A 23,710-nucleotide genomic window follows, 5' to 3' on the forward strand; every position below is an offset into this window, starting at 1 on the left:
ACGGGGTGCACTGGCTTACGCCGTGGCGTGCATGTCCAGCCATGCGGCGAGACGGTTTTCCCACTGGCGCATGTGCTCCACGTCTTGGAAGTACAGCTTGTAGCGCGGGGTGTTCAAGTCCTTGACGGACACGTCCACCACGAACACGTCCTTGTTGACCTGCTTGTCGCCCGCTCCGGTCATGGAAAGCAACTTGAACTGCGCCTCTTTCTCTTTGCCCTTCTCGGACGCAAGCCCGAGAACGTCGCTGCGATGAAAGAGCCTTGCAGGCACACCAGCGGACGCCAGGACGATGCGGGGGTCGTCAGCGCGGATGGCAACGCCCGAGACCTGGTTGCCGCTCGAATGGAAGTGCTGGTGCTCGGGCGTGAAGCCGTGCTGCTGCATTAGCTCAATCATTCCAAGCCGCGCGCCCTCCTGAATGGCGTGCTGAGCCTTGACGCGGGAGAAGACTTGGTAGCCGACGACGACGGCCACCAGCACCACGAAGCGGTGCGAGGTCTTGCCGTCGCCGAAGAAGAGCCACAGGGCGAACAGCACGGCGGCGGCTATTTTGAAGATGGTCATTTTGCGCATGGGGTCGCCTCATCAGTCGGCCATGTGGCCGGAGACATCCCAGGGCGCGGAATGCGCGGCTGTGGGAGTGGTGGACGTAGAACAGGCGGACAGCACAAGGGCTGCGGCCAGTATTGCCAGGGCTCGTTTCATGGATTGTTTCCTCCTCGGTTGGTGGCGGCACTGTGCCGCTCGTGGACGGAATCGTAGCTCAAGTTGGTACTTATGGACCGTGAACTTTTGCACGGTGTACTCATGGACCGTGGTGTTTTGGTCCGTATGAGAAAAACATCGAGCGATGGCTCGTGTACCTCCACCAAAAGAAGAACGCTCACCGGTGCTGCTGGCTTTCGGGGGCGCAGTGCGGCACTTCCGCAAAGCTCGTGGTTGGTCCCAAGAAGCATTCGCGGACGAGTGCGGTATCGACCGCAGCTACATGGGCGGCGTGGAGCGAGGGGAGCGCAACATTGCGATGGTCAACATTGACAGAGTCATCAAGGCTCTGGATATGCAGCCGTCCGAATTCTTCAAGTCGTTGGATGCGCCAGGTCGAGAGCCTCCTAGCGATGCTTGACTTCGCGCTTCGAAAAATAAAAAGCCACCTTGGGAGGTGGCTTTCTAAAAGACCAATCTATTCGGCAAGCCCCCACTGGTCTAGGGATTGACTATCCAGCCCCGAAGAACTGTACCTGCCTTATTGAAGAGTGCCACCAGAAGGAATTGAACCCTCATTCTCGCCATAGTCAGTGACGCAGCTTGTCCATTAGCAGATGGTGGCACAAGATTCGGCAGTGGCTAACAGGCTGACTTGGCCGTCCAAAGCGTCTATCTGTGAATTATTCTATGCGCTTCTAAGGAACCCTGCAAGCTGACTGGACTGCATCCGCAGGGCTCCTGTGTGCGGATTTGAACCGGCGTCCGCAAGTGGCCCCAACTTGCACGGCTCAAATAGCGGCATGTGGATCTGTCGCTGGACGACCATATGTGTCGACTCCAAGCGTCCGGCACTTGTGATTCCTGAGCGCATCAGGCACGTTGAGGGGATGAACAAAGAAACATCTCTCTTACTTAACCATGTCGATGCCTACATCGAAGCAGCGCAACGAGAACTGGCCAAGGCGCGGCAGCATGAGTCGGGCACAAGACAAGAGGCAATGCATCTTGAAGAAGCTCGACTTGCACTCAACAACGCTAGCACTGTCTTAGCCAGAACACTCGCGTCTTCCTAAGACTTGTTCGCGTTCAATGGAGAAATGCGGAATTGAACCGAAGTCCGCCACCCTGGCCCCGCCCCAGGGGCACACCGTGGGATACACTTGGGGGGCACACTTTTCAACGCTCTCGACGTGCCAAACGTAGTGGAGTTTTGTAGCGTAGCTCTAAGTCGTTGAAAACAATGGTTTTTTAGGTAGGGGAACACTCGGGACTTTGCTCCCGCCAGCTCCACCATACAAGACACCGCCACACTCTGGAGAACCCAGGCTGTGGCGGTTTTTCTTTGCCTATCGACAAAACTGCTTGGCACGATCGGCGTAGGTAGCCTCGCCGCGTCGCGTGCGGCCGCTCCAGCGTTGTGTCAGCGGCGCTGTTTTTTAGTTGCAACCGCCTCAACGAGGACGGGGTCGCCACCACCTCGGATCACACTGTGCTGAACGCACTTCGCGATAAAGCCTTGGCCGCCTCCTGCCACAGCATCATTCAAGGAAAAAAGCGTTTCAACGCCTCTTCGAACGCCGGAACATCGGCACCCACGTGCGAAGTGTTGTATTCGGCCTTGAGCAGCGCCAGACCGGGCAGGCTCTGCGCGGACATCTGGTTGTACAGGGGGATGCCAATCAGCGGATGGTTTCCATTGCTGGCACCGGCAATGAACAATGTGGTGGGGAGCGGCTTGCCCTCTATCGTCTTTTCAAATCCCAGCACGCCGGCGGGGCTGGAGTATTCACCCACGCTGCACTCCGTGGAAAGGTAGTGCGAAAAGCTGGGCGGGCGGCCGGCCTGTGCCTCCAGCACCAGGGCGGCCACCACAAAGTAACCGCCGTGTGACAGCCCGGACAGCGCGCGGCGCTTGGGGTCTGCGCGGTACTGGCTTTCGATGGCGGGCGCGAGTTCCTTCACGATGAAGTCGAGGTATCTGGATGCCCCGGGCTGAAGGAAGTCTGTAGTGCGCCACGCAGTACCGCCAATGCCGACCAGGATTGCCTGCGTGCCCCGGCGCTGCATCACTTCCTTGAAGGTATCGAATCGCGACCGATTGGGCCCACCGCTCCCCGGCGCGACCCCGCCATAAGGCGCATCACCCTCCGTGGCGTAGATCACCGGCAGTGCCGCGGTGCCGCCCGCGTAGCCTGCAGGGATGAACACCTGAATGGAATAGGTGCTGCCGGTCGATGCGGACTTCATGGAAGAGTTGACGACTTGTCCCGCTGTTTCGGGCGGCGGAGCGTCGGGGCCGGATGAGCCCCCGCCGCCACATGCGCTCAAGGCGCCTGCCAGTGCCGCGGCCAGTGCAGCGCGCCGCGCGGGTTGGAATGATCCCTGGTGCATGTGTGTCTCTCCCTGTAGAGAGGCATTCTGGCACGCAAGCGTGGGAGTACCTGTTGCGCACGCTAAGCCTCGCTCAGAATGCCGTTGACCATCAGCTCCAGAAGTGCGGCACGCAAAGCGTCTTGCGGATCGTGGACATCGGTGACCGCGCCACGCTCCACCCATATGGCGCGGCCGTCAAAGTTGTAGTCGGTGGCCTGAAGATGCCGGACGAGGGCTTCGACCTCCTGGAAGTCCTTGTCCGATATGTTCCTGGCGAGGGTGACAGTGATACCCATGGCAATCCTGTAAGGCCAGCGTTGCGAAATCCAGGGTGATAGCCTGATGGAGCATGCGCCCGTTTGTCACGCCCAGGGCTCATCGTTTACCAGTGTCGCGGCCAGGCTGACGTGGGGGCCGTGATATGTGCCACTGCGCACGCGAAAGGTGGGTGGTGCTCACATTCGCTCAGCACTGACCGTCAAGCGCCGCCAACAGTGACGCCGCTGATGTTTCGGGATCTCTACAGACCGGCGATGGCGGCTGCCAATGCAACCGCCACCACTTGCACGCCGAAAAATATCACCAGGATGGGCATTGCATCTCCTCGGGGAAAACGCCAATCCTACGAATGCGAATGATTCTTGTGACTGCCTTTTCTGCTTGCGACGATGTCAGACTCATCCTACGCAAAAGGCAATTTCCGGTATGTTGCTGACACAAACCGCCAATGGCTGTTCAGTGAGTGTGGGTTTAGGCAACAGACGCTGCACGCCATCGGCGCAGCTCCGCCATTGGAGAGCAGCCTGTTTGACGGCTATCTTGTAGCGACGTGTATCAATTCTTGAAGCTGCTTTTGCAGCGCCGCAAAATCGATACTCGTTCACGCCGGAGGCCGCCATGCCAATGGAGTATTTGAGAGAACTCGAGCGCGACGCGCTCCCACTGGTCGAGTGGGACGTTGTCAACATCGACAAACTGCGTGTCCTGCATGCTGCAGGAATGGTGGAGGTGCAGCTTCCACCCGTGGATTCACCCTGCCAAAAAGCCCAGGTTCTGTATGTCACGGGACTCGGTTGCGCCACGCTCCGGGCCCATGGCGCAAGGATGCGAATGTCCCGCCGCAACCCCTCCCAACGCGATCTGGAAGCGTCCTTCGACTAGTGGTTGCAGCAGGCCTGCGACTGGGACGCGGTGGTCGGCACGGAGCATCTGTCCTACAAATTGATGCGCTGCACAAGAATGGTGTGCACGAGGGGGCTGTCTCTACCATGGGTCATCCGTAACACTGGCATGGCCAGGCGAAAGGCACCTATGAGCAGCAGTTGGCACAAATTGGCCCTCGGAAACGACGACCAGGCATTCGAACCCACCTTGCGCATCCAGCAGATGTTCATGTCCAAGTTCCTGATGTGCCGTCCGGGTTCTGGCCGCGCGCTGTTTTCTTGCTACGACAAGGAAAACGACAACCTCTGGCTCTACTTTTCGCCGGCAGCTGAAGACATCGCTGTGCGCGTGTACGCCGAGCCGTGCGACCCGCCCACGGCGCTGGACTGCATAGGGTTGCTGGCGGGCGAGGGCGATGCGTTGGGAATCGAGGCGCCAGAACTGGCAAAGGCCGCTTGAACGCATGGCGCCTTGACAGCGGAGGCGTCATGTACCAGGGGCGAGGTGGAGTCGTACAGGTACTGGCCGGTGATCGTAGGCATATTCCTACAACCTGCCGCATGACGTTCTGACATCGCCGCGCATGGCCCGATGCGCCAATGACTTTCACCAAGCGCAATCCAAGTGCATTGCGCAACCCTTCCAAATTCGTTGCGAGGATTTCATCATGTCGTTCTCTGCTTTTTCTTCGTCCCACCATCTGGAAGCTTGGCCTGAGCTGCCGTCGTTTCAGATGGGCCAGCCTTCAGACCGGGTTGAGCAGCGTCAACAAACGGACGACCTGCGATCGCTCTATGGCGACGGCCACGGCGTCGAGCGTGAATTGCAGTTCTCCGACCTGGGCTGTCGCCAAACGCAGGCAATGGGCTAGCCAGCCCTGTTTCATCCGCCTTCAGGGCGCACTCGCCTTGGTTCCCACTCTTCACATTCGAGGGCACGGCGCCTCCCACTACCAGGCGCGCATATTCAGGGGCCAGGAGTTGATCGGTGAGCCCAGTGTGCACACCAGTGTGGAGCAGGCCATTGCGGCACACGCAGCCGGGGCGGGGCTCGCGGGTGTCACGGGTTTTCATCTCTGGTATGAGGGCTGCACCGTAGGCGCTGTGCCTCTGACACAAATGCGCGACCAAGCCCACAGCCTCGCACAGAGGCTGATCGTTCTGACCGCCGTGATGCGGTAGCTGAACCCTCGCGTCGCCCATGCCACCGCCTGCAGGCCACGGGCGATACAAAGCGAAATAAACCGAAACTGCGCCGAGACCACCTCGGCCTGCCTGCGCGGCACCATCAGGGTCATGTTCAACACCGTCCGTGAAAGGACTGCATCATGAAACCCTGGATCAAGAAAACCCTGGTGGGATTGTTCGGCGCTTCGATCATGGTGGGTGGGCTCACCGCTTGCTCCAGCGGCCACCACTACCGCCAGGGGGCCATGACGCCTGAAAAGATGGCCGAGATGCGCGGCAAGGTGGTGGAGCGCGTGAGCAGCAAGCTCGATCTGACCGATCCACAAAAACAGAAGCTGAATGTCTTGGCGGACAAGCTCGAAGCGCAGCGCACCGCCTTCATCGGCAAGACGGCCGAACCGCGTGCAGAGGTGCAGGCCATCATGGCGGGCGACAAGTTCGACCGCACCCGCGCCCAGGCGCTGATGGACGAGAAGACCCGCGCAGTGCAGGCCAACAGCCCCGAGGTGATCACGGCGCTGGCAGACTTCTATGACAGCCTGAACGCCGACCAGCAGCAGAAAGTGCGCGAGCTGATGCAGCGGCGCAAGGGTTGGATGGCCCGCGGCTGAGGCAGGGGCATCGACATGTCTCCACTGCTGCAACCCATCCATCAACTCGCAGGGCAGCTGCGTGAGCATGGCCCCGCGCTGCTGGCGGGCATGCCCGAGCCGCACGACGAACTGATGTCCCTGGTGTGGGGCCCCCGGTTTGACCGCGAACACGCGCTGGGCCTGGTGGCGCGCCAACCGGCGGGCGCTGCCCACGCACTGCCTGCCTTGCTGGCCGCGGCGGATGCCTTCGATGCCCTGCACATCCCCGTGCAGCGGCGCTTGCGTGACCTCATCCGCCGGCACCGCGCATTGAGCGCAGTGCCGCAGGAAACACAGGCCGACGACCGCTACGGCGATGAGGCGGTTGCCGGCTGGCAGGGCCACCACGCAACGCCTACCGGCCAGCCTGCGATCGCTGTGCGCGGACAGGAGCGCCAGGATTGGGGCATGGCCGAGGAAGCGGGGCACCCCTGGAGCATTGCGCCCAGCGGCCACCAGCCCCTGGCTGGACGCACCCTGCCAATGTAAGAATCGCGCATGCACCGCATCCTCCTCATCGACGACGACGAACAGCTCGGGCCTCCGCTGACCGTGTATTTTCAGCGGTTCGAGCTGGAGCTGACCCATGCGCTGCGTCCCAGCGACGGACTGGCACGCCTTGCGGCGGGCGGCTTTGATGCTGCCATCCTCGATGTCATGCTGCCCGAAATGGATGGCTTCGAGCTGTGCCGCACCATCCGCAAGCAGGGCGACCTGCCCGTGGTGATGCTCACGGCCCGGGGCGAGGTGATGGACCGCGTCGTCGGGCTGGAGCTGGGGGCGGACGACTACCTGCCCAAGCCCTTCGAGCCGCGCGAACTCGTGGCCCGCCTGCAGACCGTGCTGCGCCGCCGCCGCGCGCCGGGGCAGGGCGGCGGCGACACGGGCGTGCTCGAGTTCGAGGGCCTGGTGATCGATGCGGCGCGCCGCAGCGTGCTGCGCCAGGGCACCCCCATCGAGCTGACCGGCACGGAGTTCGACCTGCTGCACCTGCTGGCGCGCGATGCCGGCAAGGTCTTCAGCCGCGACGACATCCTGAACCAGCTGCGCGGGCACGAGGCCGAGCTGTACACCCGCGCGGTCGACATCGTGGTCAGCCGCCTGCGCAAAAAGCTGGAGCCGCTCGACTGCATCAAGACGCTGCGCAACGCCGGCTACTCCCTGGCCCTGCGGCGGGCAGCCGCGCCATGAGGTGGCGGCGACGGCTGAGGGCAGAAGACATCCCCGGCGTGGAGCACGACTGCCCCTGGCACCGCCGCGCAAGCCGGGCGGTGGGGTACTCGCTGCGCATCCGGCTGGTGCTGGTGTTCATGGCATTGGCCGTGACGGTGGCCATCGCCTTCATGGGCGGCGTGCAAAAGGCCGTGTCGGTCGGCTGGCGCGAGGCTGCGCGCCCCTTGCTGATGGACTACGTGGACCGCCTGACCGCCGAGATCGGCAACCCGCCCAGCATCGAGCGCGCGCAGGCCATTGCCAAGCGCCTGCCCATCACGCTGCGCATCGACGGGCCGGTGGTGCACTGGGAGTCCCACCCGGACCAGCCGCGCCCCGACTGGATGAGCGACAAGTTCCAGCGCGAGGACCACTGGAACGGCCACGGCAGCGACGACCAGGGCCGGCGGCTCTTGCAGCGCATCACGGCCGACGGGCACAGCATCGAATTCGGGCTCAACGCGCTTTCGTGGGACAAGCGCCCGCGCATCGCGTGGGGCACGCTCACCGTGCTGCTGCTGCTCACCGCGCTGGCGTATGTGTACGTGCGCCACCTGCTGCGGCCGCTGGACGACATCCGCATGGGCGCCCAGCGTTTTGGCGAGGGCAACTTCGCGCAGGCCATCCCCGTGCGGCACGCCCACCGGCCCGATGAACTGGGGCAGCTGGCCGCCACCATCAACACCATGGGCGACGACATCCACCAGATGCTGGAGGCCAAGCGCGCCCTGCTGCTGGCGATGAGCCACGAGCTGCGCAGCCCGCTCACCCGGGCCCGCCTGAACACCGAACTGCTGCCCGAAAGCCCCGAGGTGCAGACCCAGCGCCTGGCGCTGATGCGCGACCTGGGCGAGATGGCCGGTCTCATCACCGACCTGCTGGAGAGCGAACGCCTGGCCGGCCGCCACGCCGCGCTGCACCGCGAACCCACCGACCTGCCCGCCCTGGCGCGCGAAGTGATCGGCGAGCTGGGCAGGCGCCACGCCACTGCAGCGTCGATCGTGCTGCATGCTGGCGGGCAGGAAGAGGCCCTGCAAACGCTGTCGCTCGACCGATCCCGCCTGCGGCTGCTGCTGCGCAACCTGCTGGACAACAGCCTGCGGCACAGCGACCCTGCAGCGCCTCCGCCCGAGCTGTACCTGCGGCGGGTGGATGCCGCGGTGGAGATCGAGGTGCGCGACCACGGGCCGGGCGTGCCGCCCGAACACCTGCCGCATCTGGCCCAGGCCTTTTACCGGCCCGACACCGCGCGCCAGCGCACCACCGGCGGCGTGGGGCTGGGGTTGTACCTGTGCCGCCTGGTGGCGCAGGCGCATGGCGGCACGCTGCAGATGCGCAACGCGGAGCCCGGCCTGTCGGTGACCGTGCGGCTGCCAGTCGTGGGTTGACGCCTGAATCGCCAGCCCGCCGCAGCTGCGGCACACCGTGGTTAACGAACTCGGCGCAAGGCGCGTGCGAACCGGCTTGGGTCTGGGCACGTGCGCAGTTCGCCGCGGCGCGGGGCGCCGTAGCTGCCTTCGGGGGCCGGCCTCCCGGGGCAACGGCGTGGGCTTTGCACGGCGTTGGTGCGCGCCGCGCACACGCCGCACCGTCCCGGATGCCTTTGCGCAAATTCAGTGTTTTGAAAAGCTTCTGAAGAATACCTGCCTACCGCTTGATGGGTCGGCCTGGATAGCTATCGAATGTGTAGCAAGTTCGCGTTGGGGGCGTTCTGCGATGTTCTCCACCCCCGCCTTGGCCCCGTTCTTGCTGATGCAGGTGACCCCGCTCTCAAATGGGTCACGCCTCTAGCGTTTACCCTGTATATACAGGTATGCTCGGGCTGTCATCATGGCGGCTGCAAGCGGGTGCGACCCGGCCGGAGTGGGCAAAGGTACTTTCTTCAAACAGGAGCAGATGATGACTCGATCGGTTGTGAAATGGACGTCGCTGGCGGCAGCCGCGGCTTGCGTGATGGCGGTGGCCGCACCGGCCCAGGCGCAAGAGACCAAGATTGTGCTGGGCATGTCCGGCTGGACGGGCTTTGCGCCGCTCACCCTGGCTGACAAGGCGGGCATCTTCAAGAAGAACGGCCTCGATGTGGAGATCAAGATGATCCCGCAGAAGGACCGCCACCTGGCCCTGGCGTCCAAGTCCATCCAGTGCGCTGCCACCACGGTCGAGACGCATGTGGCCTGGAACGCCAACGGCGTGCCCATCGTGCAGATCTTCCAGATGGACAAGTCCTACGGCGCCGACGGCATCGCGGTGCGCGGCGACATCAAGGGCTTTGCAGACCTGAAGGGCAAGACCATCGGCGTGGATGCGCCCGGCACCGCCCCGTACTTTGGCCTGGCCTGGATGCTCAGCAAGAACGGCATGAGCCTCAAGGACGTGAAGACCACCACGCTGTCGCCCCAGGCGGCTGCGCAGGCCTTCGTGGCAGGGCAGAACGACGCTGCCATGACGTACGAGCCTTATCTGTCGACCGTGCGCGACAACCCTGCGTCGGGCAAGATTTTGGCCACCACGCTCGACTACCCGATGGTGATGGACACCGTGGGTTGCGACCCCACCTGGCTCAAGGCCAACGGCAAGGCCGCGCAGGCCCTGGCCAATTCGTACTTCCAGGCGCTCGACATGATCAAGGCCGACCCCACCAAGTCCAACGAGATCATGGGCGCGGCCGTCAAGCAGACGGGCGAGCAGTTCGCCAAGTCGTCGTCCTTCCTGCGCTGGCAGGACAAGGCGGCCAACCAGAAGTTCTTTGCTGGCGAGCTGCAGACTTTCATGAAGGACGCCACGGCCATCCTGCTGGAGGCCGGCATCATCCGCAAGGCGAATGAGGATCTGGCGGTCACGTTCGACGCGAGCTTCATCAAGTAACAGGCGCGGCCAACACAACTCCTCTGGCGTCGTTGCAACCTCTTGTCGTACTAACGTACTGCCTGCGAGGCTGCGCCTAGCCAGAGCCGCTTCGCTGAGTTGTCTTGGCCACTCCACACCCTAGAAAAACTGCGCCATGTCTGCTGTGCAACCCCTGTCCGCCACCGAGCCCCAAGCCCCTGTGCGCCGGCGTTCGCTCGCTCCGCTGGAGCCTGTGAGTGCCCGCGCCCGCTGGCTGCTGGGCTTCGGTTTTTTTGTGTTGTTCGTGCTGGTGTGGGCGTTCTTCACGCTGGGCGGCTTCGTGTCGCCCACCTTCCTGGCCAGCCCTGTTACCATGGCCAAGGAAGGCTGGCTGTTGTTCAGCGAGTACGGCTTTCACAAGGACATCGGCATGACGGTGTGGCGCGTGTTCGGCGGCTTCATCCTGGCCGCCGTCATCGCCGTGCCGCTGGGTATCGCGATGGGCGCATACAAGGGCATCGAGGCGTTCTTCGAGCCCTTCGTCTCGTTCTGCCGCTACCTGCCCGCGTCGGCCTTCATTCCGCTGCTCATCCTGTGGGCCGGCATTGGCGAGACGCAGAAGATCCTCGTCATCTTCATCGGCTCGGTCTTTCAGATCACGCTCATGGTGGCCGTCACCGTGGGTGGCGCGCGGCGCGACCTGGTGGAGGCTGCGTACACGCTGGGCGCGGGCCACAAAGGCATCGTCACGCGGGTGCTGATCCCGGGCGCCGCGCCCGAGATCGCCGAGACCCTGCGCCTGGTGCTGGGCTGGGCCTGGACCTACGTTATCGTGGCCGAGCTGATCGGGTCGTCGAGCGGCATCGGCCACATGATCACCGACAGCCAGTCGCTGCTCAACACCGGCCAGATCATCTTCGGCATCATCATCATCGGCCTCATCGGGCTGGTGTCCGACTTCGCCTTCAAGGCGCTCAACCACCGTCTGTTTGCCTGGAGTTTTGTGCGATGAGCCGCGTTTCCATACAAGCCGTTTCGCGCGTCTTCGAGACCGCCAAGGGCCAGCGCACACAGGCGCTGCAGCCGGTCGACTTCGAGGTCAAGGACAACGACTTCGTCACCATCCTCGGCCCGTCGGGCTGCGGCAAGTCCACGCTGCTGCGCATCGTGGCAGGGCTGGACCACGCCACCAGCGGCCGCGTGCTGCTCGATGGCGCACCGGTCGAAGGCCCCGGGCCCGAGCGCGGCATGGTGTTCCAGAGCTACACGCTGTTCCCCTGGCTCACCATCGAGCAGAACATCCGCTTCGGCCTGCGCGAGCGCGGCATGCCCGAATCGCAGCAGAAAGAGCGCGCCGCGTACTTCATCGCCAAGGTGGGGCTGCGCGGCTTCGAGCAGCACTTTCCCAAGCAGCTGTCGGGCGGCATGCAGCAGCGCACCGCCATTGCGCGCGCGCTGGCCAACGACCCCAAGATCCTGTTGATGGACGAGCCCTTCGGCGCGCTCGACAACCAGACCCGCGTGCTCATGCAGGAGCTCCTGTTGGGCATCTGGGAGGCCGAGCGCAAGACCGTGCTGTTTGTCACCCACGACATCGACGAGGCCATCTTCATGGCCAACCGCGTGGCCGTGTTCAGCGCGCGGCCCGGCCGCATCAAGACCGAGCTGGCGGTGGACCTGCCGCACCCGCGCCACTACACGATCAAGACCAGCCCCGAGTTCATGGACCTGAAGGCGCGGCTGACGGAAGAGATCCGCGCCGAGTCCATGGCAGCGGACCTGCATTAAGGCTTTATGAGCGCCCGTCCTTCCCGCCGTCCCGCAGAAACTCCGCGCAACGGGCCCCATGCCGCCGCAGCCAAGGCGGTCGTGGCCGTCGCTGCGCCCGCGCAGGCCATGGCGCTGTACGAGCAGGTCAAGGACCACATCTCGCGCAAGATCCAGGAAGGCATCTGGCGCGCGGGCGACCGCCTGCCGTCCGAGAACGAGCTGGTCACCCAGTTCGGCATCTCGCGCATGACGGTGAACCGCGCGCTGCGCGAACTGGTGGAGCAGGGCCGCATCGTGCGCGTGGCCGGCGTGGGCAGCTTCGTGGCCGAAGACAAGCCCCAGTCCACGCTGCTGCAGATCGCCAACCTCGCCGGCGAGATCCGCCAGCGCGGGCACGACTACCGCTGCGACGTGCTGGCAGTGGAGCGCATCTCGGCCACGCTCGAAGTGGCCGCTGCGCTCGACCTGCGCACGGGCGAGTCGGTGTTCCATTCGCTGTGCATCCACCGCGAAGACGGCGTGCCCGTGCAACTGGAAGACCGCCACGTGAACCCCCGCCAGGTGCCCCAGTTCGCCGCGCAGGACTTCACGCTGCTGCAGCCCTCCGAATACCTGGTGCGCAACGTGCCGTTCGACCAGATCGAGCACGTGGTCGACGCCGTCATGCCCACTGCAGAGCAGGCCACGCTGCTTGAGATGTCGCCGCAAGAGCCCTGCCTGCTGCTCACCCGCCGCACCTGGTCGCGCGGCGTGCCGATCACCGTGGTGCGCTGCCTGCACCCCGCCACCCGCTACCGCCTGGGCAGCCGATTTCGGGCGGACGGCAATCCCGTCGCAGGGTGAACGAGATGCCGATGTTCCTCCCCAGCCCACGCACCCCCAACCCGTTCGGGCTGAGCCTGTCGAAGCCAGGGCGCGAACACCGCAGCCCTTCGACAAGCTCAGAGCGAACGGGCTGAGTGACCGACCAGCGTTGACTGACTGATTTTTCGCTTGTACCTACTTGTATATACAGGATGACCCCAATGACAAAAACAACCGCTTCGGCCTCCATCACCCTGCACCCTGGCCACGTATCCCTGGCCGCGCTGCGCAGCATTTACGCTGCGCCCGTGCAGCTGTCGCTCGACCCGTCCGCACGCGCACTCATGCAGGCATCGCTGGCCACGGTGCAGCGCATCGTGGACGAAGACCAGGTGGTCTATGGCATCAACACCGGCTTCGGCAAGCTCGCCAGCACCAAGATCGCCCACGAGCGCCTGGCCGAACTGCAGCGCAATCTGGTGCTGTCGCACAGCGTGGGCACGGGCGATGCGCTGGCCGACGATGTGGTGCGCCTCATCCTCGCGACCAAGGCCATCAGCCTGGCGCGCGGGCTCTCCGGCATCCGGCCCGAGATCGTGGATGCGCTGCTGGCCATGGCCAATGCCAACGTGCTGCCCGTGATCCCGGCCAAGGGCTCGGTGGGCGCGTCGGGCGACCTGGCGCCGCTGGCGCACCTGGCCTGCGTGCTGATCGGCGAAGGGCAGGCCAAGGTCAACGGCACGGTGGTGTCGGGGGCTGACGCCATGCGCTCCATCGGCCTGGCGCCGTTCGTGCTGGGCCCCAAGGAAGGGCTGGCGCTGCTCAACGGCACGCAGGTGTCCACCTCGCTCGCGCTGGCCGGTCTGTTCGGCGCAGAGAGCGTGTTCGCGGCCGCGCTGGTGGCGGGCTGCCTGTCGCTCGAAGCCATCAAGGGCTCGGTCAAGCCGTTTGACGCACGCATCCACGAAGCGCGCGGCCAGGCCGGGCAGATCGCCGTGGCGGCCGCCGTGCGCGCCTTGCTGGACGGCAGCGCCATCGACACCTCGCACCCGAACTGCGGCCGCGTGCAGGACCCGTACTCCATCCGTTGCGTGCCCCAGGTGATGGGCGCGTGCCTGGACAACCTGCACCACGCCGCGCGCGTGCTGACCATCGAGGCAAATGCGGCTTCCGACAACCCCCTGGTGTTCGACAACGGGGACGTGATCTCCGGCGGCAACTTCCACGCCGAGCCGGTGGCCTTCGTGGCGGACATCATCGCGCTGGCCGTGGCCGAGATCGGTGCCATCTCCGAGCGCCGCCTGTCGCTGCTGCTCGACCCGGGCCTCTCGGGCCTGCCGGCCTTCCTGATCCAGGACAGCGGCGTGAACTCGGGCTTCATGATCGCGCAGGTCACCGCCGCCGCGCTGGCGGCCGAGAACCAGTGCCTGGCCAACCCCAGCAGCGTGACCAGCCTGCCCACATCGGCCAACCAGGAAGACCACGTCTCCATGGCCACCTACGGCGCGCGGCGCCTGGGCGACATGGTGCGCAATGCGGCGGTGATGGTGGGCATCGAGGCCATGGCCGCTGCCCAGGGCATGGAGTTCGACCGTGCCTTGAAGTCATCGCCTCTGGTGGAAGACCAGTTCGCCGCCATCCGCCAGCGCGTGGCGTACCTGGAGCAGGACCGCTACCTGGCCACCGACATCGAAGCCATGCGCGAGTGGGCCCAGCATTCCGCCTGGCCCGCAGCGCTCACGCAGTGCCTGCCCAGCTTCGCCTGAATCCCATGCGCGGACCCACCCCCCACACCGTTCGGGCTGAGCCTGTCGAAGCCAGGGCCCTGCCTGTACAGGCCCAGCGACCAGCTCAGGGCGAACGGGGTCGGTGACCGCTTCCGCATCCACCTCCACATCGATCAACCTGCATCACATTCACCCAGGAGCCCACCATGAACGCCAACGACGCCATCATCGCTGCCGCAGCTTCCTCCACCCCCAGCACCGACCCGCGCCACGACGCCAGCCGCGTGATCCGCGCGCCGCGCGGCAACCAGCTCACCTGCAAGAGCTGGCTCACCGAAGCGGCCTACCGCATGATCCAGAACAACCTGGACTCCGAAGTGGCCGAGCGCCCGCAGGATCTGGTGGTGTACGGCGGCATCGGCCGCGCCGCGCGCAACTGGGAGTGCTATGACCAGATCCTCGCCTCGCTCAAGGAGCTGAACGACGACGAAACCCTGCTCATCCAGTCCGGCAAGCCCGTGGGCGTGTTCAAGACCCACGCCAACGCGCCCCGCGTGCTGCTGGCCAATTCCAACCTGGTCCCTAAGTGGGCCAACTGGGAGCACTTCAGCGAGCTGGACCAGAAGGGGCTGTTCATGTACGGCCAGATGACCGCCGGCAGCTGGATCTACATCGGCACGCAAGGCATCGTGCAGGGCACTTACGAGACCTTTGCCGAGGCCGGCCGCAAGCACTACGGCGGCTCGCTCGAAGGCAAGTGGATTTTGACCGCGGGCCTGGGCGGCATGGGCGGCGCGCAGCCGCTGGCGGCCACGTTCGCAGGCGCGGTGTCGCTCAACATCGAGTGCCAGCAAAGCAGCATCGACTTTCGCCTGCGCACACGCTACGTGGACAAGCAGGCGCGTGACATCGACCATGCGTTCGAGCTCATCCAGCAGCACACGGCGGCCAAGGAGGCCATCTCCATCGCCCTGCTGGGCAACGCGGCCGACGTGCTGCCCGAGCTGGTCAAACGTGCCCAGGCCGGCGGCTTGAAGCCCGACCTGGTCACCGACCAGACCTCCGCCCACGACCTGGTCAACGGCTATCTGCCCGCGGGCTGGACGGTGGATCATTGGCGCGCCGCGCAGCAGGACGTGACCCAGCACGAGGCGCTGAAGCAGGCCGCAGCCCGCTCGTGCGCCGTGCATGTGCAGGCCATGCTCGACTTCCAGTCGATGGGCATCCCCACGGTGGACTACGGCAACAACATCCGCCAGGTGGCTTTCGACGAAGGCGTGGCCAACGCGTTCGACTTCCCCGGTTTCGTACCTGCCTACATCCGCCCCCTGTTCTGCGAAGGCAAGGGCCCGTTCCGCTGGGTGGCGCTGTCGGGCGACCCCGAGGACATCCGCAAGACCGACGCCAAGATCAAGGAGCTGTTCCCCGAGAACAAGCATGTGCACCGCTGGCTCGACATGGCGGGCGAGCGCATCGCCTTCCAGGGCCTGCCCGCACGCATCTGCTGGCTGGGCCTGGGCGAGCGCCACATCGCGGGCCTGGCCTTCAACGAGATGGTCAAGAGCGGTGAGCTGAAGGCCCCCATCGTCATCGGCCGCGATCATCTGGACACGGGCAGCGTAGCCAGCCCCAACCGCGAGACCGAAGCCATGAAGGACGGCACCGATGCCGTGAGTGACTGGCCGCTGCTCAACGCGCTGCTCAACACCTCGGGTGGCGCCACCTGGGTCAGCCTGCACCACGGCGGCGGCGTGGGCATGGGCTACTCGCAGCACTCGGGCATGGTCATCGTGGCCGACGGCACCGACGCCGCAGCCGAGCGCCTGGCGCGCGTGCTGGTCAACGACTGCGGCAGCGGCGTGATGCGCCATGCCGATGCGGGCTATGAACTGGCGGTGGAGACGGCCAGGAAGCAGGGGCTGAAGCTGCCGATGGTGAAGTGAGGGAATGTGCGGGGGCCGTGCAGGCCCCCGTCCGTTCGGGCTGAGCCTGTCGAAGCCAAGGTCCATCGGCAACCACCACCTCCACAATCTCTTCCCATGAACTTCTTTGACCTCGCAACCATTCCCAGCACCCCGTGGAAGAACGGCGGCGGCAGCACGCAAGAGCTGGCCTGCTGGCCGCCCGGCGCGGACATGAACAGCTTCGAGTGGCGCGTGAGCCTGGCCACGGTCGACCGGCCCGGGCCGTTTTCGGTCTTCCCGGGCATCGACCGCCAGATCATGCTGCTGGGCGGGGACGGCCTGCACCTGCGCAGCCCTGGCTGGGAGCAGTCGCTGGACCAGCGCTGGCAGCCGTTCGCCTTTTCTGGCGATGACGCCGTGGACGGAGCCATGCTGGGGGGCACGTCCAAGGACTTCAACCTGATGCTGCGCAGGGGCGTGTGGAGCGGCTCTTTGCAGGTGCTGCGTGAAGCGCCACCGCCGCCTGCAACGGCTGGGTTGTGCATGGTGCTGCAGGGCCGCTGGCAAGGTCCGCGCGTGCTGCAGGCGGGGCAGGGCTTTTGGTGGACTGGGGGGCAGGGCAGGGGCGTAGAGCCTGTGCTTGATGACGGCCCGGAGCCGGTTCTGGCCTGGATAGCGCTCGAAGACGTTGGCGGGGGCAATCCTTCCTTGGGTGGAGGAGTGCGGGGGTGACGGGTGAGTCAGGCACCGTGCCTGCGGTACGGCCCCCTCTCCCCCAGCCCCTCTCCCCCAGCCCCTCTCCCGCAAGGGGCGAGGGGGGCCAGAACGCCGAGCAGCGCGCGAGCATGCACCGGTATTCACTCCCTCTCCCGCAAGGGGCGAGGGAGCCAGAACGCCGGGCAGCGCGCGAGCATGCGCCGGTATTCACTCCCTCTCCCCCCGCGGGAGAGGGCTGGGGAGAGGGGGCGAACAGGCATGCTGCCCGCAACATACGTCCTCTTCCCGGCCCACCTGCCAACGACCAGCCATCCAGGACCCCGCACAGTCCCCAAAATTGATTCAAATCAGCCCCTGCCGCTTGTCAGTCAAGCGCTACCAGCTATCAAAAACATAGTAAGCATGACCCAGCCCATACCCCCCAGCGCCGACGGCATCTGGCACCACCTGCGCCCGGTGCCCGAACTCACCGTATTCGATGCACCGCTGCCGCCCGGAGCGCCGGCCTGCGTGGTGGTGCAAGGCGGCACGGTGCGCTGGGTCGGCCCCGCATCTGCGCTGCCCGCCACCTACGCAGACCTCCCCCGCCACGATGCCCGCGGCGCCCTGGCCACGCCCGGCCTGGTGGATTGCCACACCCACCTCGTCTATGGCGGCCAGCGGGCCAACGAATTCGCCATGCGGCTGGCGGGCGCCACGTACGAAGAAGTGGCCCAGGCCGGCGGCGGCATCGTGTCGTCCGTCAAGGCCACGCGCGAGGCGTCCGAGGACGAACTCTTTGCCCTCGCAGCTCCCCGCCTGCAGGCCCTGCTCGACGAAGGCGTCTGCGCCATCGAGATCAAGTCCGGCTACGGCCTGGCGCTGCAGCACGAGCGCAAGCAACTGCGCGTGGCCCGCCGCCTGGGCGCAGCCTTCGGCGTCACGGTGCGCACCACCTTCCTCGGCGCGCATGCGCTGCCGCCCGAATACGCCGGCCGCAGCCAGGACTACACCGACCTGGTCTGCAATGAGATGCTGCCCGCGCTCGCGGCCGAAGGCCTGGTCGATGCGGTGGACGTGTTCTGCGAACGCATCGCCTTCACGCTGGCCGAAACGGAGCAGGTCTTCCAGGCAGCGCAAAAGCTCGGCATTCCTGTCAAGCTGCATGCCGAGCAACTCTCCGACATGGGCGGCGCGGCCCTGGCGGCGCGCTACGGTGCGCTGTCGTGCGACCACATCGAGCACCTGTCGCAAGACGGCATCGCGGCCATGAGGGCCGCTGGCACCGTGGCCGTGCTGCTGCCCGGCGCCTACTACACGCTGCGCGACACGCACCTGCCGCCCATCGCGCAGCTGCGCGAAGCCGGCGTGCCCATGGCCGTGTCCACCGACCACAACCCCGGCACATCCCCCGCGCTCAGCCTGCTGCTCATGGCCAACATGGCGTGCACACTGTTTCGCCTGACGGTGCCCGAGGCCCTGGCCGGCATCACCACGCATGCCGCCCGCGCGCTGGGCCTGCAGGACACGCACGGCCTCATCGCCGCGGGCCGACCCGCCCACTTCGTGCTGTGGCCGCTGGGCGACGCGGCCGAACTGGCCTACTGGTACGGGCACAAGCCCGCCTGCACCATCGTGCGGCAGGGGCGCGTGGCGGCCGACGGCCTGGGCATCCACACGCATCAGGAGGCACTCCATGGCGCTTGACGCACTGCACAGCCTTTTCGCCGCCGACGCGCTGCTGCCCACCGGCTGGGCGCGCAACGTGCTGTTGCAGTGGGATGGGGCAGGGCGCTTCACCCACATCGCCGCCGATGCTGCAGCGCCCGCGGGCGCGCCGGTGGCTGCGGGCCCGGTGGTCCCGGGCATGCCCAACCTGCATTCGCACGCGTTCCAGCGCGCGTTCGCAGGCCTCACGGAGTACCGCGGCGAAAGCCAGGACAGCTTCTGGAGCTGGCGCAACCTGATGTACCGCTTTGCCGCACGCATCACGCCCGAGTCGCTGGAGGCCATCGCCACCTGGCTGTACGTGGAGATGCTGGAGGCCGGCTACACCTCGGTGTGCGAGTTTCACTATGTGCACCACAACCAGGACGGCACGCCGTATGCCACCGATGCCGAAATGTCGCTGGCCCTGCTGCGCGCCGCAGCCCACACGGGCATCGGCATCACGCTGCTGCCGGTGCTGTACCAGACCAGCGGCTTTGGCGCCAAGCCGCCGCGGGCCGACCAGGCCCGGTTCATCCGCAGCACCGACAGCATGCTCTCATTGTTGGAGCGCCTGGCGCCCGCTGCGCAAGCGCAAGGGGCTGGTCTGGGCCTGGCGCCGCACTCGCTGCGCGCCGTGCCACCCGACAGCCTGCGTGCCGCCGTGCAGGGCCTCACCGCCTTGAACCCGCATGCGCCCATCCACATCCACATCGCCGAGCAGATGCAGGAGGTGGACGACTGCATCGCCTGGAGCGGCCAGCGCCCGGTGCAGTGGCTGCTCGACCACGCCACGGTGGACGCACGCTGGTGCCTGGTGCACGCCACGCACATGACGCAGGACGAATACGCCGCCGCCGCTCGCACCGGCGCCGTGGCCGGCATCTGCCCCACCACCGAAGCCAACCTGGGCGATGGAATCTTCGACATGCCACTGTGGCTGAAACACGGCGGCCGCTGGGGCGTCGGATCGGACAGCCATGCGTGCGTGAACGCGGCCGAAGAGCTGCTGATGCTGGAGTACGGCCAGCGCCTGTCGCGCCGCCAGCGCAACGTGCTGGCCAGCAGCACCCAGGCCGAGGTGGCCACGGCCATGACCCTGCAGGCCGTGGCCGGCGGTGCGCAGGCCGCGGGCCGCGCCGTTGCAGGATTGGTGGCAGGCCAGCAGGCCGACCTGGTGGTACTGGACGTACAGCACGTGGCGCTGCGCGACCTGCCCGCGCACAGCATGCTCTCGGCGCACGTGTTCGGTAGCCACCGCACCTCGGCCATCGACAGCCTGTGGGTGGCGGGCGTGCAGCGCGTCGCGCAAGGTCGCCATGCGCTGCATGAAGCCGCGGCTCACGCGTTTGTGGCGGCCCGGTCCGCCACCATTGCAACGGACGCCTGAGATGGGATGCACTGTCGATGATTTCAGGCCGTTCGGGCTGAGCCTGTCGAAGCCAGGGTAGTCACGTTCGGCATCTCTCCCCCCACCGTTCGGGCTGAGCTTGTCGAAGCCAGGGTGCTCGCCACAACACTTATCGACCTCACCGCAACCACCGCACTCCACACCATGACCACCACCACCACCCCACCGCCACCCTTCCTGTTCCACCAAGGCACCCAGCCCCTGCTGGTCTCCATGCCCCACGCAGGCACCTACGTGCCGCCCGAACTGGCCGCGCGTTTTACCGACGAAGCCCGCCAGGTGCCCGACACCGACTGGCACATGGAGCGCCTGTACGCCTTCGCTAAAGACATGGGCGCGTCCATCCTGGTGGCCACGCACTCGCGCTACGTGGTGGACCTGAACCGTCCGCCGGACGGCGCGAGCCTGTACCCCGGCCAGAGCGTCACGGGCCTGTGCCCGGTGGACACCTTCGACGACACGCCCATCTACGCGCATGGCGACGTGCCCGATGACGCCGAAGTCGCCGCGCGCCGCGATGCCGTCTGGGCGCCGTACCACGCGCAGCTGCGCGCCGAGCTCGACCGCATTCGTGCGCAACACGGCGTGGCGGTGCTGTGGGACGCCCACTCCATCCGCTCGGTGCTGCCGCGGTTCTTCGACGGCAAGCTGCCCGACCTGAACCTGGGCACCGCCGAGGGCGCCAGCTGTGACCCGGCGCTGGCCGCCGAGTTGCTGGACATCGCCAAGGCCGCCACGGGCTACACCGGTGTGCTCAACGGCCGCTTCAAGGGCGGCCACATCACGCGGCACTATGGCCAGCCCGAGCGCAACATCCACGCAGTGCAACTGGAGATGACGCAGTGCAGCTACATGCAGGAGGCCCTGCCATTCGACTACCTGTCCGACGTGGCGGCCGGCGTGCAGCCGCACCTGCAGCGCATGCTGCAGGCGGCGCTGGCGTTTGCGCAGGGTCAAGCAGGGCGCTGAAACGTGGCCAGCTTTACCTTGGCACTGGGCCTGCGCAAGGGCTATCGGTGCTAGTATGGGCTGAACGGCCCGGCCTGGGCCGTCCGGTGCGCCACCTGGCCACCGCTGCGGAAGGAGCCGCATCCTGATGGAGTCTGCGGCTTACTACTACATGCCCTTGTTCAAACCCGGCGCGATCGTCCACATCGGCGCGACCCGCGAGACGGTGAGCCACGTGGTGGTGCGACGGGGCGGGCTCATGGTGCACCTGGTGGGGCACGAGTCACCGGTGCATCCCGACACCTTGCGGCTGGCACCCAGCGCCTTTCAGCTCAGCCGCGTTCCCGATTGATGTGATGTACGCGCCGTACCGTGCCCTGGTGGGACACGGTCGCGGCACTGCAATACGTGTGCGGGTCAGGCGATGGCGCGCTGCCCCATCGCTTCGCCCAGCTGAATGGGCCGCGCCGGCGCCCACTGCGGGTTGAAGTGCAGCGGCCCTTGCGGGAACAGCATCACCACCGTGGAGCCGAGCAGGAAGCGGCCCATCTCCTGGCCCTTTTGCAGGCTCACCTGGCCGGCCGGGTAGTCCCACTGGCGCAGATGACCGGGGCGCGGCGGGTTCACCTGCCCATGCCACACCGTGGCCATGCTGCCCACGATGGTCGCCCCCACCAGCACCAGCACGAACGGGCCGCGCTCCGATTCGAACACGCAGACCACGCGTTCATTGCGCGCGAACAGGCCCGGCACGCCGCGCGCCGTGGTCGGGTTGACCGAGAACAGCTCCCCCGGCACGTGGATCATGCGCGTGAGGTCGCCTGCGCACGGCATGTGGATGCGGTGGTAGTCGCGGGGGCTCAGGTACAGCGTGGCGAAATGGCCGTTCTCGAAGCGTGCACCCAGGGCCGCGTCGCCGCCGACCAGCGCCGTGGTGGAGTACGCATGCCCCTTGGCCTGAAAGACCTGGTCCTCGGCAATGGGCCCGAACTGGCTGATCGCGCCGTCCACCGGGCAGATCAGGTCCGCATCGGCCAGCGGGCGCGCACCGTCCTTCAAGGCCCGCGTGAAGAAGTCGTTGAACGACGCATAGCTCGTGATGTCGGGGTTGGCGGCCTCGGCCATGTTCACGTTGTAGCGCGCCACGAAGCGGCGGATCACCGACGTGGTCAGGCCCCCGAACTGCGCCGATGCACACTTGCCGGCCAGGGCCGTCAATGCTTGCTTGGGAATGAGGTACTGCGGAAGAACGGCGAGGCGGTCAGACACGGGATGGACTTCCTTGATGGAGCGGAGCGGGCCATTCTACGGGGGCCCGTCGGTGGGAGAGGGATGCGGCTGTCGTCGCGGGATGGGCGGCGTGCCAGGCATCGGGGCGGGGCGCCCAGCGGGCGGGTGCATCGGCCTGTACCAGTGTGCCGATGTACTCGCCCAGGTCGACGCCCAGCGCATCGCGCGCCGCTGCCGCCCCGGCATCGCTGCGGCTGGCGGTCGTCACAAACCGGGTGAACGCGGCCCAATCGCCGGCGGCCATCTGCGCCACGGCGATGCGGGCCAGGTCGTAGTACAGCTGGTTGCCGTCGTCCGTGCGGTGAAAGGAGTCGCCCGTCCAGAACTCCTGCACGCGCTCGTCGGTCCAGAAGCGCTGGTGCCGCTGGTGCATGGCCTGGGGCGTTTGCTGCCCGCGTGCAGCGCCGGCCAGGCGGTGCTCGGTGTTCACGGCCAGGCCTTCGTCCAGCCAGGTGGGCAGGCGTAGATACGAGAGGGCGTTGTGGGTCAGCTCATGGGCGATGACGGGCTCGATGGCAGCCAGGTCGGCCTGCACCACCACGAAGTGCGGGCAGCCGTGGTGGATGAACATGCCGCCGCTGAACGCGAACTCGCCCGCATCCGGGTAGAACTGGGCCACGTATTCGTAGTAGGTGTCTTCACTGTCCAGCACCAGCACGACGCTTTTCTCGCCCGCATGGAAGTGGGCCACGCCGTCGAGCACCTTGAGGATGCGCTGGCGGGTCTTGCTCACGAACTGCGCGGTGGCGCGCGCCACGGCAGGCTCCAGGGCGGACAGGATGTAGACGTCCTCGCTCTCGTGCAGGTGAGGATGGGGCTGCACCCGGCCGCCCAGCGCGTCGCGCAGGTGCAGGAGCCATGCGCGGCGGGCCTGGTTGATCGCCTCGGTCACCACAGGCTCGGCGGCCCCCGGCCGGGTGGCCCATTCGTCCACGGCCTGCCAGTCCAGTTGCACGAAGCCGCCAGGCACGGTGTGCAGGTGGGCCAGCACGTCAAACGGCGCGCTGCCCGCGAGCTCGATGCTGGTGGGCGCCACGGTGGCGTGTGCCGCTGTGGTTGGCGTTGCTGCCGCCTGCCGGCGCGCCGCCGCTTGCGCGGGTGCGGGCAGGTGGTGAAAGGCCAGGAATGCGCCCATGAACGGCACGATCCACACGCCCATCACCAGCAGGGCCTTGCGCTGGGAGAACTCGTCGGACCGCAGCACGCGCCGCGTGGCGGCGGCATTGATCAGCACCAGGGCGGCAAGGGCGATGGCGAGGAAGGCGAGGGGGCTCATGGGGCAGCGCAGGCAGCGCAAGTGGTGGGGCGAGGGGGTGGGTGCGCCTGTGGCGTGGGGCCGCAGGCTCAA

The 23,710-nt window shown here is 66.3% G+C and carries 23 protein-coding genes and 1 tRNA gene; 18 read left to right on the forward strand and 6 right to left on the reverse strand.

What is annotated here, in order from left to right; genetic code table 11:
- Positions 1-15 precede the first annotated feature (15 nt).
- Complete coding sequence (locus tag ACSQ3D_RS18630) at positions 16-576, reverse strand: hypothetical protein (RefSeq protein WP_310636253.1); 561 nt, start codon at positions 574-576, stop codon at positions 16-18.
- A 316-nt stretch (positions 577-892) separates the two neighbouring features.
- On the opposite strand from ACSQ3D_RS18630, the gene ACSQ3D_RS18635 reads away from it, so the two are divergent.
- On the forward strand, positions 893-1,129 hold the full coding sequence (locus tag ACSQ3D_RS18635) for a helix-turn-helix domain-containing protein (protein WP_436127874.1): 237 nt from the start codon (positions 893-895) through the stop codon (positions 1,127-1,129).
- A 131-nt stretch (positions 1,130-1,260) separates the two neighbouring features.
- On the opposite strand, the gene ACSQ3D_RS18640 is transcribed toward ACSQ3D_RS18635, so the two are convergent.
- The 3 genes from ACSQ3D_RS18640 to ACSQ3D_RS18650 all read right to left on the reverse strand — a co-directional run bounded on the left by ACSQ3D_RS18640 (position 1,261) and on the right by ACSQ3D_RS18650 (position 3,380).
- Positions 1,261-1,333, reverse strand: a tRNA-Val gene (locus ACSQ3D_RS18640).
- 920 nt (positions 1,334-2,253) lie between these two features.
- A complete protein-coding gene (locus tag ACSQ3D_RS18645) occupies positions 2,254-2,958 on the reverse strand; it encodes an alpha/beta hydrolase (protein ID WP_436127875.1) in 705 nt (234 codons plus the stop codon).
- A gap of 206 nt (positions 2,959-3,164) precedes the next feature.
- Positions 3,165-3,380 (reverse strand): hypothetical protein, encoded by a 216-nt coding sequence (locus tag ACSQ3D_RS18650; protein ID WP_056419348.1) that lies wholly within the window; start codon positions 3,378-3,380, stop codon positions 3,165-3,167.
- A 1,015-nt stretch (positions 3,381-4,395) separates the two neighbouring features.
- Here ACSQ3D_RS18650 and ACSQ3D_RS18655 point away from each other — a divergent pair.
- The 17 genes from ACSQ3D_RS18655 to ACSQ3D_RS18735 all read left to right on the forward strand — a co-directional run bounded on the left by ACSQ3D_RS18655 (position 4,396) and on the right by ACSQ3D_RS18735 (position 21,424).
- The gene (locus ACSQ3D_RS18655) at positions 4,396-4,707 is read left to right on the forward strand and encodes a hypothetical protein (RefSeq protein ID WP_396505281.1); all 312 of its coding nucleotides are present in this window, start codon (positions 4,396-4,398) and stop codon (positions 4,705-4,707) included.
- Positions 4,708-4,915: 208 nt separating this feature from the next.
- Positions 4,916-5,119: a hypothetical protein gene (locus ACSQ3D_RS18660; RefSeq protein ID WP_156370483.1), complete on the forward strand. Its 204-nt coding sequence runs from the start codon at positions 4,916-4,918 to the stop codon at positions 5,117-5,119.
- A 456-nt stretch (positions 5,120-5,575) separates the two neighbouring features.
- A complete protein-coding gene (locus ACSQ3D_RS18665) occupies positions 5,576-6,046 on the forward strand; it encodes a Spy/CpxP family protein refolding chaperone (RefSeq protein WP_436127876.1) in 471 nt (156 codons plus the stop codon).
- Positions 6,047-6,061: 15 nt separating this feature from the next.
- Positions 6,062-6,556, forward strand: a complete 495-nt coding sequence (locus ACSQ3D_RS18670; protein ID WP_436127877.1) for a hypothetical protein — start codon at positions 6,062-6,064, stop codon at positions 6,554-6,556.
- A 9-nt stretch (positions 6,557-6,565) separates the two neighbouring features.
- Positions 6,566-7,258 carry a response regulator transcription factor gene (locus ACSQ3D_RS18675; RefSeq protein WP_436127878.1) on the forward strand — a complete coding sequence of 231 codons (693 nt, stop codon included), beginning with the start codon at positions 6,566-6,568 and terminating at the stop codon, positions 7,256-7,258.
- Entirely contained in the window at positions 7,255-8,667 is a 1,413-nt protein-coding gene (locus ACSQ3D_RS18680; protein ID WP_436127879.1) for a sensor histidine kinase, read from the forward strand. The genes ACSQ3D_RS18675 and ACSQ3D_RS18680 overlap by 4 nt, the downstream gene beginning before the upstream one ends.
- Before the next feature lie 511 nt (positions 8,668-9,178).
- Complete coding sequence (locus tag ACSQ3D_RS18685) at positions 9,179-10,144, forward strand: ABC transporter substrate-binding protein (RefSeq protein WP_436127880.1); 966 nt, start codon at positions 9,179-9,181, stop codon at positions 10,142-10,144.
- Between the two features lie 136 nt (positions 10,145-10,280).
- Entirely contained in the window at positions 10,281-11,117 is an 837-nt protein-coding gene (locus ACSQ3D_RS18690; RefSeq protein ID WP_056165358.1) for an ABC transporter permease, read from the forward strand.
- Positions 11,114-11,893: an ABC transporter ATP-binding protein gene (locus ACSQ3D_RS18695; RefSeq protein WP_056419373.1), complete on the forward strand. Its 780-nt coding sequence runs from the start codon at positions 11,114-11,116 to the stop codon at positions 11,891-11,893. Before ACSQ3D_RS18690 ends, ACSQ3D_RS18695 begins: the two co-directional genes overlap by 4 nt.
- Positions 11,894-11,899: 6 nt before the next feature.
- On the forward strand, positions 11,900-12,718 hold the full coding sequence (gene hutC, locus ACSQ3D_RS18700) for a histidine utilization repressor (protein WP_436127881.1): 819 nt from the start codon (positions 11,900-11,902) through the stop codon (positions 12,716-12,718).
- A gap of 182 nt (positions 12,719-12,900) precedes the next feature.
- Positions 12,901-14,445 (forward strand): histidine ammonia-lyase, encoded by a 1,545-nt coding sequence (gene hutH / locus ACSQ3D_RS18705; RefSeq protein WP_436127882.1) that lies wholly within the window; start codon positions 12,901-12,903, stop codon positions 14,443-14,445.
- A 167-nt stretch (positions 14,446-14,612) separates the two neighbouring features.
- The gene (hutU, locus tag ACSQ3D_RS18710) at positions 14,613-16,349 is read left to right on the forward strand and encodes a urocanate hydratase (RefSeq protein WP_436127883.1); all 1,737 of its coding nucleotides are present in this window, start codon (positions 14,613-14,615) and stop codon (positions 16,347-16,349) included.
- A gap of 96 nt (positions 16,350-16,445) precedes the next feature.
- Positions 16,446-17,042 carry a HutD/Ves family protein gene (locus tag ACSQ3D_RS18715; RefSeq protein WP_436127884.1) on the forward strand — a complete coding sequence of 199 codons (597 nt, stop codon included), beginning with the start codon at positions 16,446-16,448 and terminating at the stop codon, positions 17,040-17,042.
- A 387-nt stretch (positions 17,043-17,429) separates the two neighbouring features.
- Positions 17,430-18,713, forward strand: coding sequence for an imidazolonepropionase (gene hutI, locus ACSQ3D_RS18720; RefSeq protein WP_436127885.1), 1,284 nt, complete (start codon positions 17,430-17,432; stop codon positions 18,711-18,713).
- On the forward strand, positions 18,703-20,103 hold the full coding sequence (locus ACSQ3D_RS18725; protein ID WP_436127886.1) for a formimidoylglutamate deiminase: 1,401 nt from the start codon (positions 18,703-18,705) through the stop codon (positions 20,101-20,103). Before hutI ends, ACSQ3D_RS18725 begins: the two co-directional genes overlap by 11 nt.
- 165 nt (positions 20,104-20,268) lie before the next feature.
- Entirely contained in the window at positions 20,269-21,093 is an 825-nt protein-coding gene (hutG, locus tag ACSQ3D_RS18730) for an N-formylglutamate deformylase (protein WP_436127887.1), read from the forward strand.
- Positions 21,094-21,220: 127 nt separating this feature from the next.
- The gene (locus ACSQ3D_RS18735; RefSeq protein ID WP_056419397.1) at positions 21,221-21,424 is read left to right on the forward strand and encodes a hypothetical protein; all 204 of its coding nucleotides are present in this window, start codon (positions 21,221-21,223) and stop codon (positions 21,422-21,424) included.
- A gap of 65 nt (positions 21,425-21,489) precedes the next feature.
- Here the strand turns inward: ACSQ3D_RS18735 and asd are convergent, their stop codons facing one another.
- Together asd and ACSQ3D_RS18745 are read right to left on the reverse strand one after the other, a co-directional pair.
- Positions 21,490-22,341, reverse strand: coding sequence for an archaetidylserine decarboxylase (gene asd, locus ACSQ3D_RS18740; protein ID WP_436127888.1), 852 nt, complete (start codon positions 22,339-22,341; stop codon positions 21,490-21,492).
- Positions 22,334-23,638: a hypothetical protein gene (locus ACSQ3D_RS18745; protein ID WP_436127889.1), complete on the reverse strand. Its 1,305-nt coding sequence runs from the start codon at positions 23,636-23,638 to the stop codon at positions 22,334-22,336. The genes asd and ACSQ3D_RS18745 overlap by 8 nt, the downstream gene beginning before the upstream one ends.
- Positions 23,639-23,710: the final 72 nt, after the last annotated feature.

This window comes from Acidovorax sp. LjRoot117 (genome assembly GCF_964252695.1).
In the GTDB taxonomy this organism is placed as follows: Bacteria; Pseudomonadota; Gammaproteobacteria; order Burkholderiales; family Burkholderiaceae_C; genus Acidovorax.

Excerpts from the sequence above, each read along its gene's own strand:
- ACSQ3D_RS18630 (WP_310636253.1), bottom strand. The coding sequence starts at position 576 with ATGCGCAAAATGACCATCTTCAAAATAGCCGCCGCCGTGCTGTTCGCC.
- ACSQ3D_RS18645 (WP_436127875.1), bottom strand. The coding sequence starts at position 2,958 with ATGAAGTCCGCATCGACCGGCAGCACCTATTCCATTCAGGTGTTCATC.
- ACSQ3D_RS18650 (WP_056419348.1), bottom strand. The coding sequence starts at position 3,380 with ATGGGTATCACTGTCACCCTCGCCAGGAACATATCGGACAAGGACTTC.
- ACSQ3D_RS18655 (WP_396505281.1), top strand. The coding sequence starts at position 4,396 with ATGAGCAGCAGTTGGCACAAATTGGCCCTCGGAAACGACGACCAGGCA.
- ACSQ3D_RS18660 (WP_156370483.1), top strand. The coding sequence starts at position 4,916 with ATGTCGTTCTCTGCTTTTTCTTCGTCCCACCATCTGGAAGCTTGGCCT.
- ACSQ3D_RS18665 (WP_436127876.1), top strand. The coding sequence starts at position 5,576 with ATGAAACCCTGGATCAAGAAAACCCTGGTGGGATTGTTCGGCGCTTCG.
- ACSQ3D_RS18670 (WP_436127877.1), top strand. The coding sequence starts at position 6,062 with ATGTCTCCACTGCTGCAACCCATCCATCAACTCGCAGGGCAGCTGCGT.
- ACSQ3D_RS18675 (WP_436127878.1), top strand. The coding sequence starts at position 6,566 with ATGCACCGCATCCTCCTCATCGACGACGACGAACAGCTCGGGCCTCCG.
- ACSQ3D_RS18680 (WP_436127879.1), top strand. The coding sequence starts at position 7,255 with ATGAGGTGGCGGCGACGGCTGAGGGCAGAAGACATCCCCGGCGTGGAG.
- ACSQ3D_RS18685 (WP_436127880.1), top strand. The coding sequence starts at position 9,179 with ATGACTCGATCGGTTGTGAAATGGACGTCGCTGGCGGCAGCCGCGGCT.
- ACSQ3D_RS18690 (WP_056165358.1), top strand. The coding sequence starts at position 10,281 with ATGTCTGCTGTGCAACCCCTGTCCGCCACCGAGCCCCAAGCCCCTGTG.
- ACSQ3D_RS18695 (WP_056419373.1), top strand. The coding sequence starts at position 11,114 with ATGAGCCGCGTTTCCATACAAGCCGTTTCGCGCGTCTTCGAGACCGCC.
- hutC (WP_436127881.1), top strand. The coding sequence starts at position 11,900 with ATGAGCGCCCGTCCTTCCCGCCGTCCCGCAGAAACTCCGCGCAACGGG.
- hutH (WP_436127882.1), top strand. The coding sequence starts at position 12,901 with ATGACAAAAACAACCGCTTCGGCCTCCATCACCCTGCACCCTGGCCAC.
- hutU (WP_436127883.1), top strand. The coding sequence starts at position 14,613 with ATGAACGCCAACGACGCCATCATCGCTGCCGCAGCTTCCTCCACCCCC.
- ACSQ3D_RS18715 (WP_436127884.1), top strand. The coding sequence starts at position 16,446 with ATGAACTTCTTTGACCTCGCAACCATTCCCAGCACCCCGTGGAAGAAC.
- hutI (WP_436127885.1), top strand. The coding sequence starts at position 17,430 with ATGACCCAGCCCATACCCCCCAGCGCCGACGGCATCTGGCACCACCTG.
- ACSQ3D_RS18725 (WP_436127886.1), top strand. The coding sequence starts at position 18,703 with ATGGCGCTTGACGCACTGCACAGCCTTTTCGCCGCCGACGCGCTGCTG.
- hutG (WP_436127887.1), top strand. The coding sequence starts at position 20,269 with ATGACCACCACCACCACCCCACCGCCACCCTTCCTGTTCCACCAAGGC.
- ACSQ3D_RS18735 (WP_056419397.1), top strand. The coding sequence starts at position 21,221 with ATGGAGTCTGCGGCTTACTACTACATGCCCTTGTTCAAACCCGGCGCG.
- ACSQ3D_RS18745 (WP_436127889.1), bottom strand. The coding sequence starts at position 23,638 with ATGAGCCCCCTCGCCTTCCTCGCCATCGCCCTTGCCGCCCTGGTGCTG.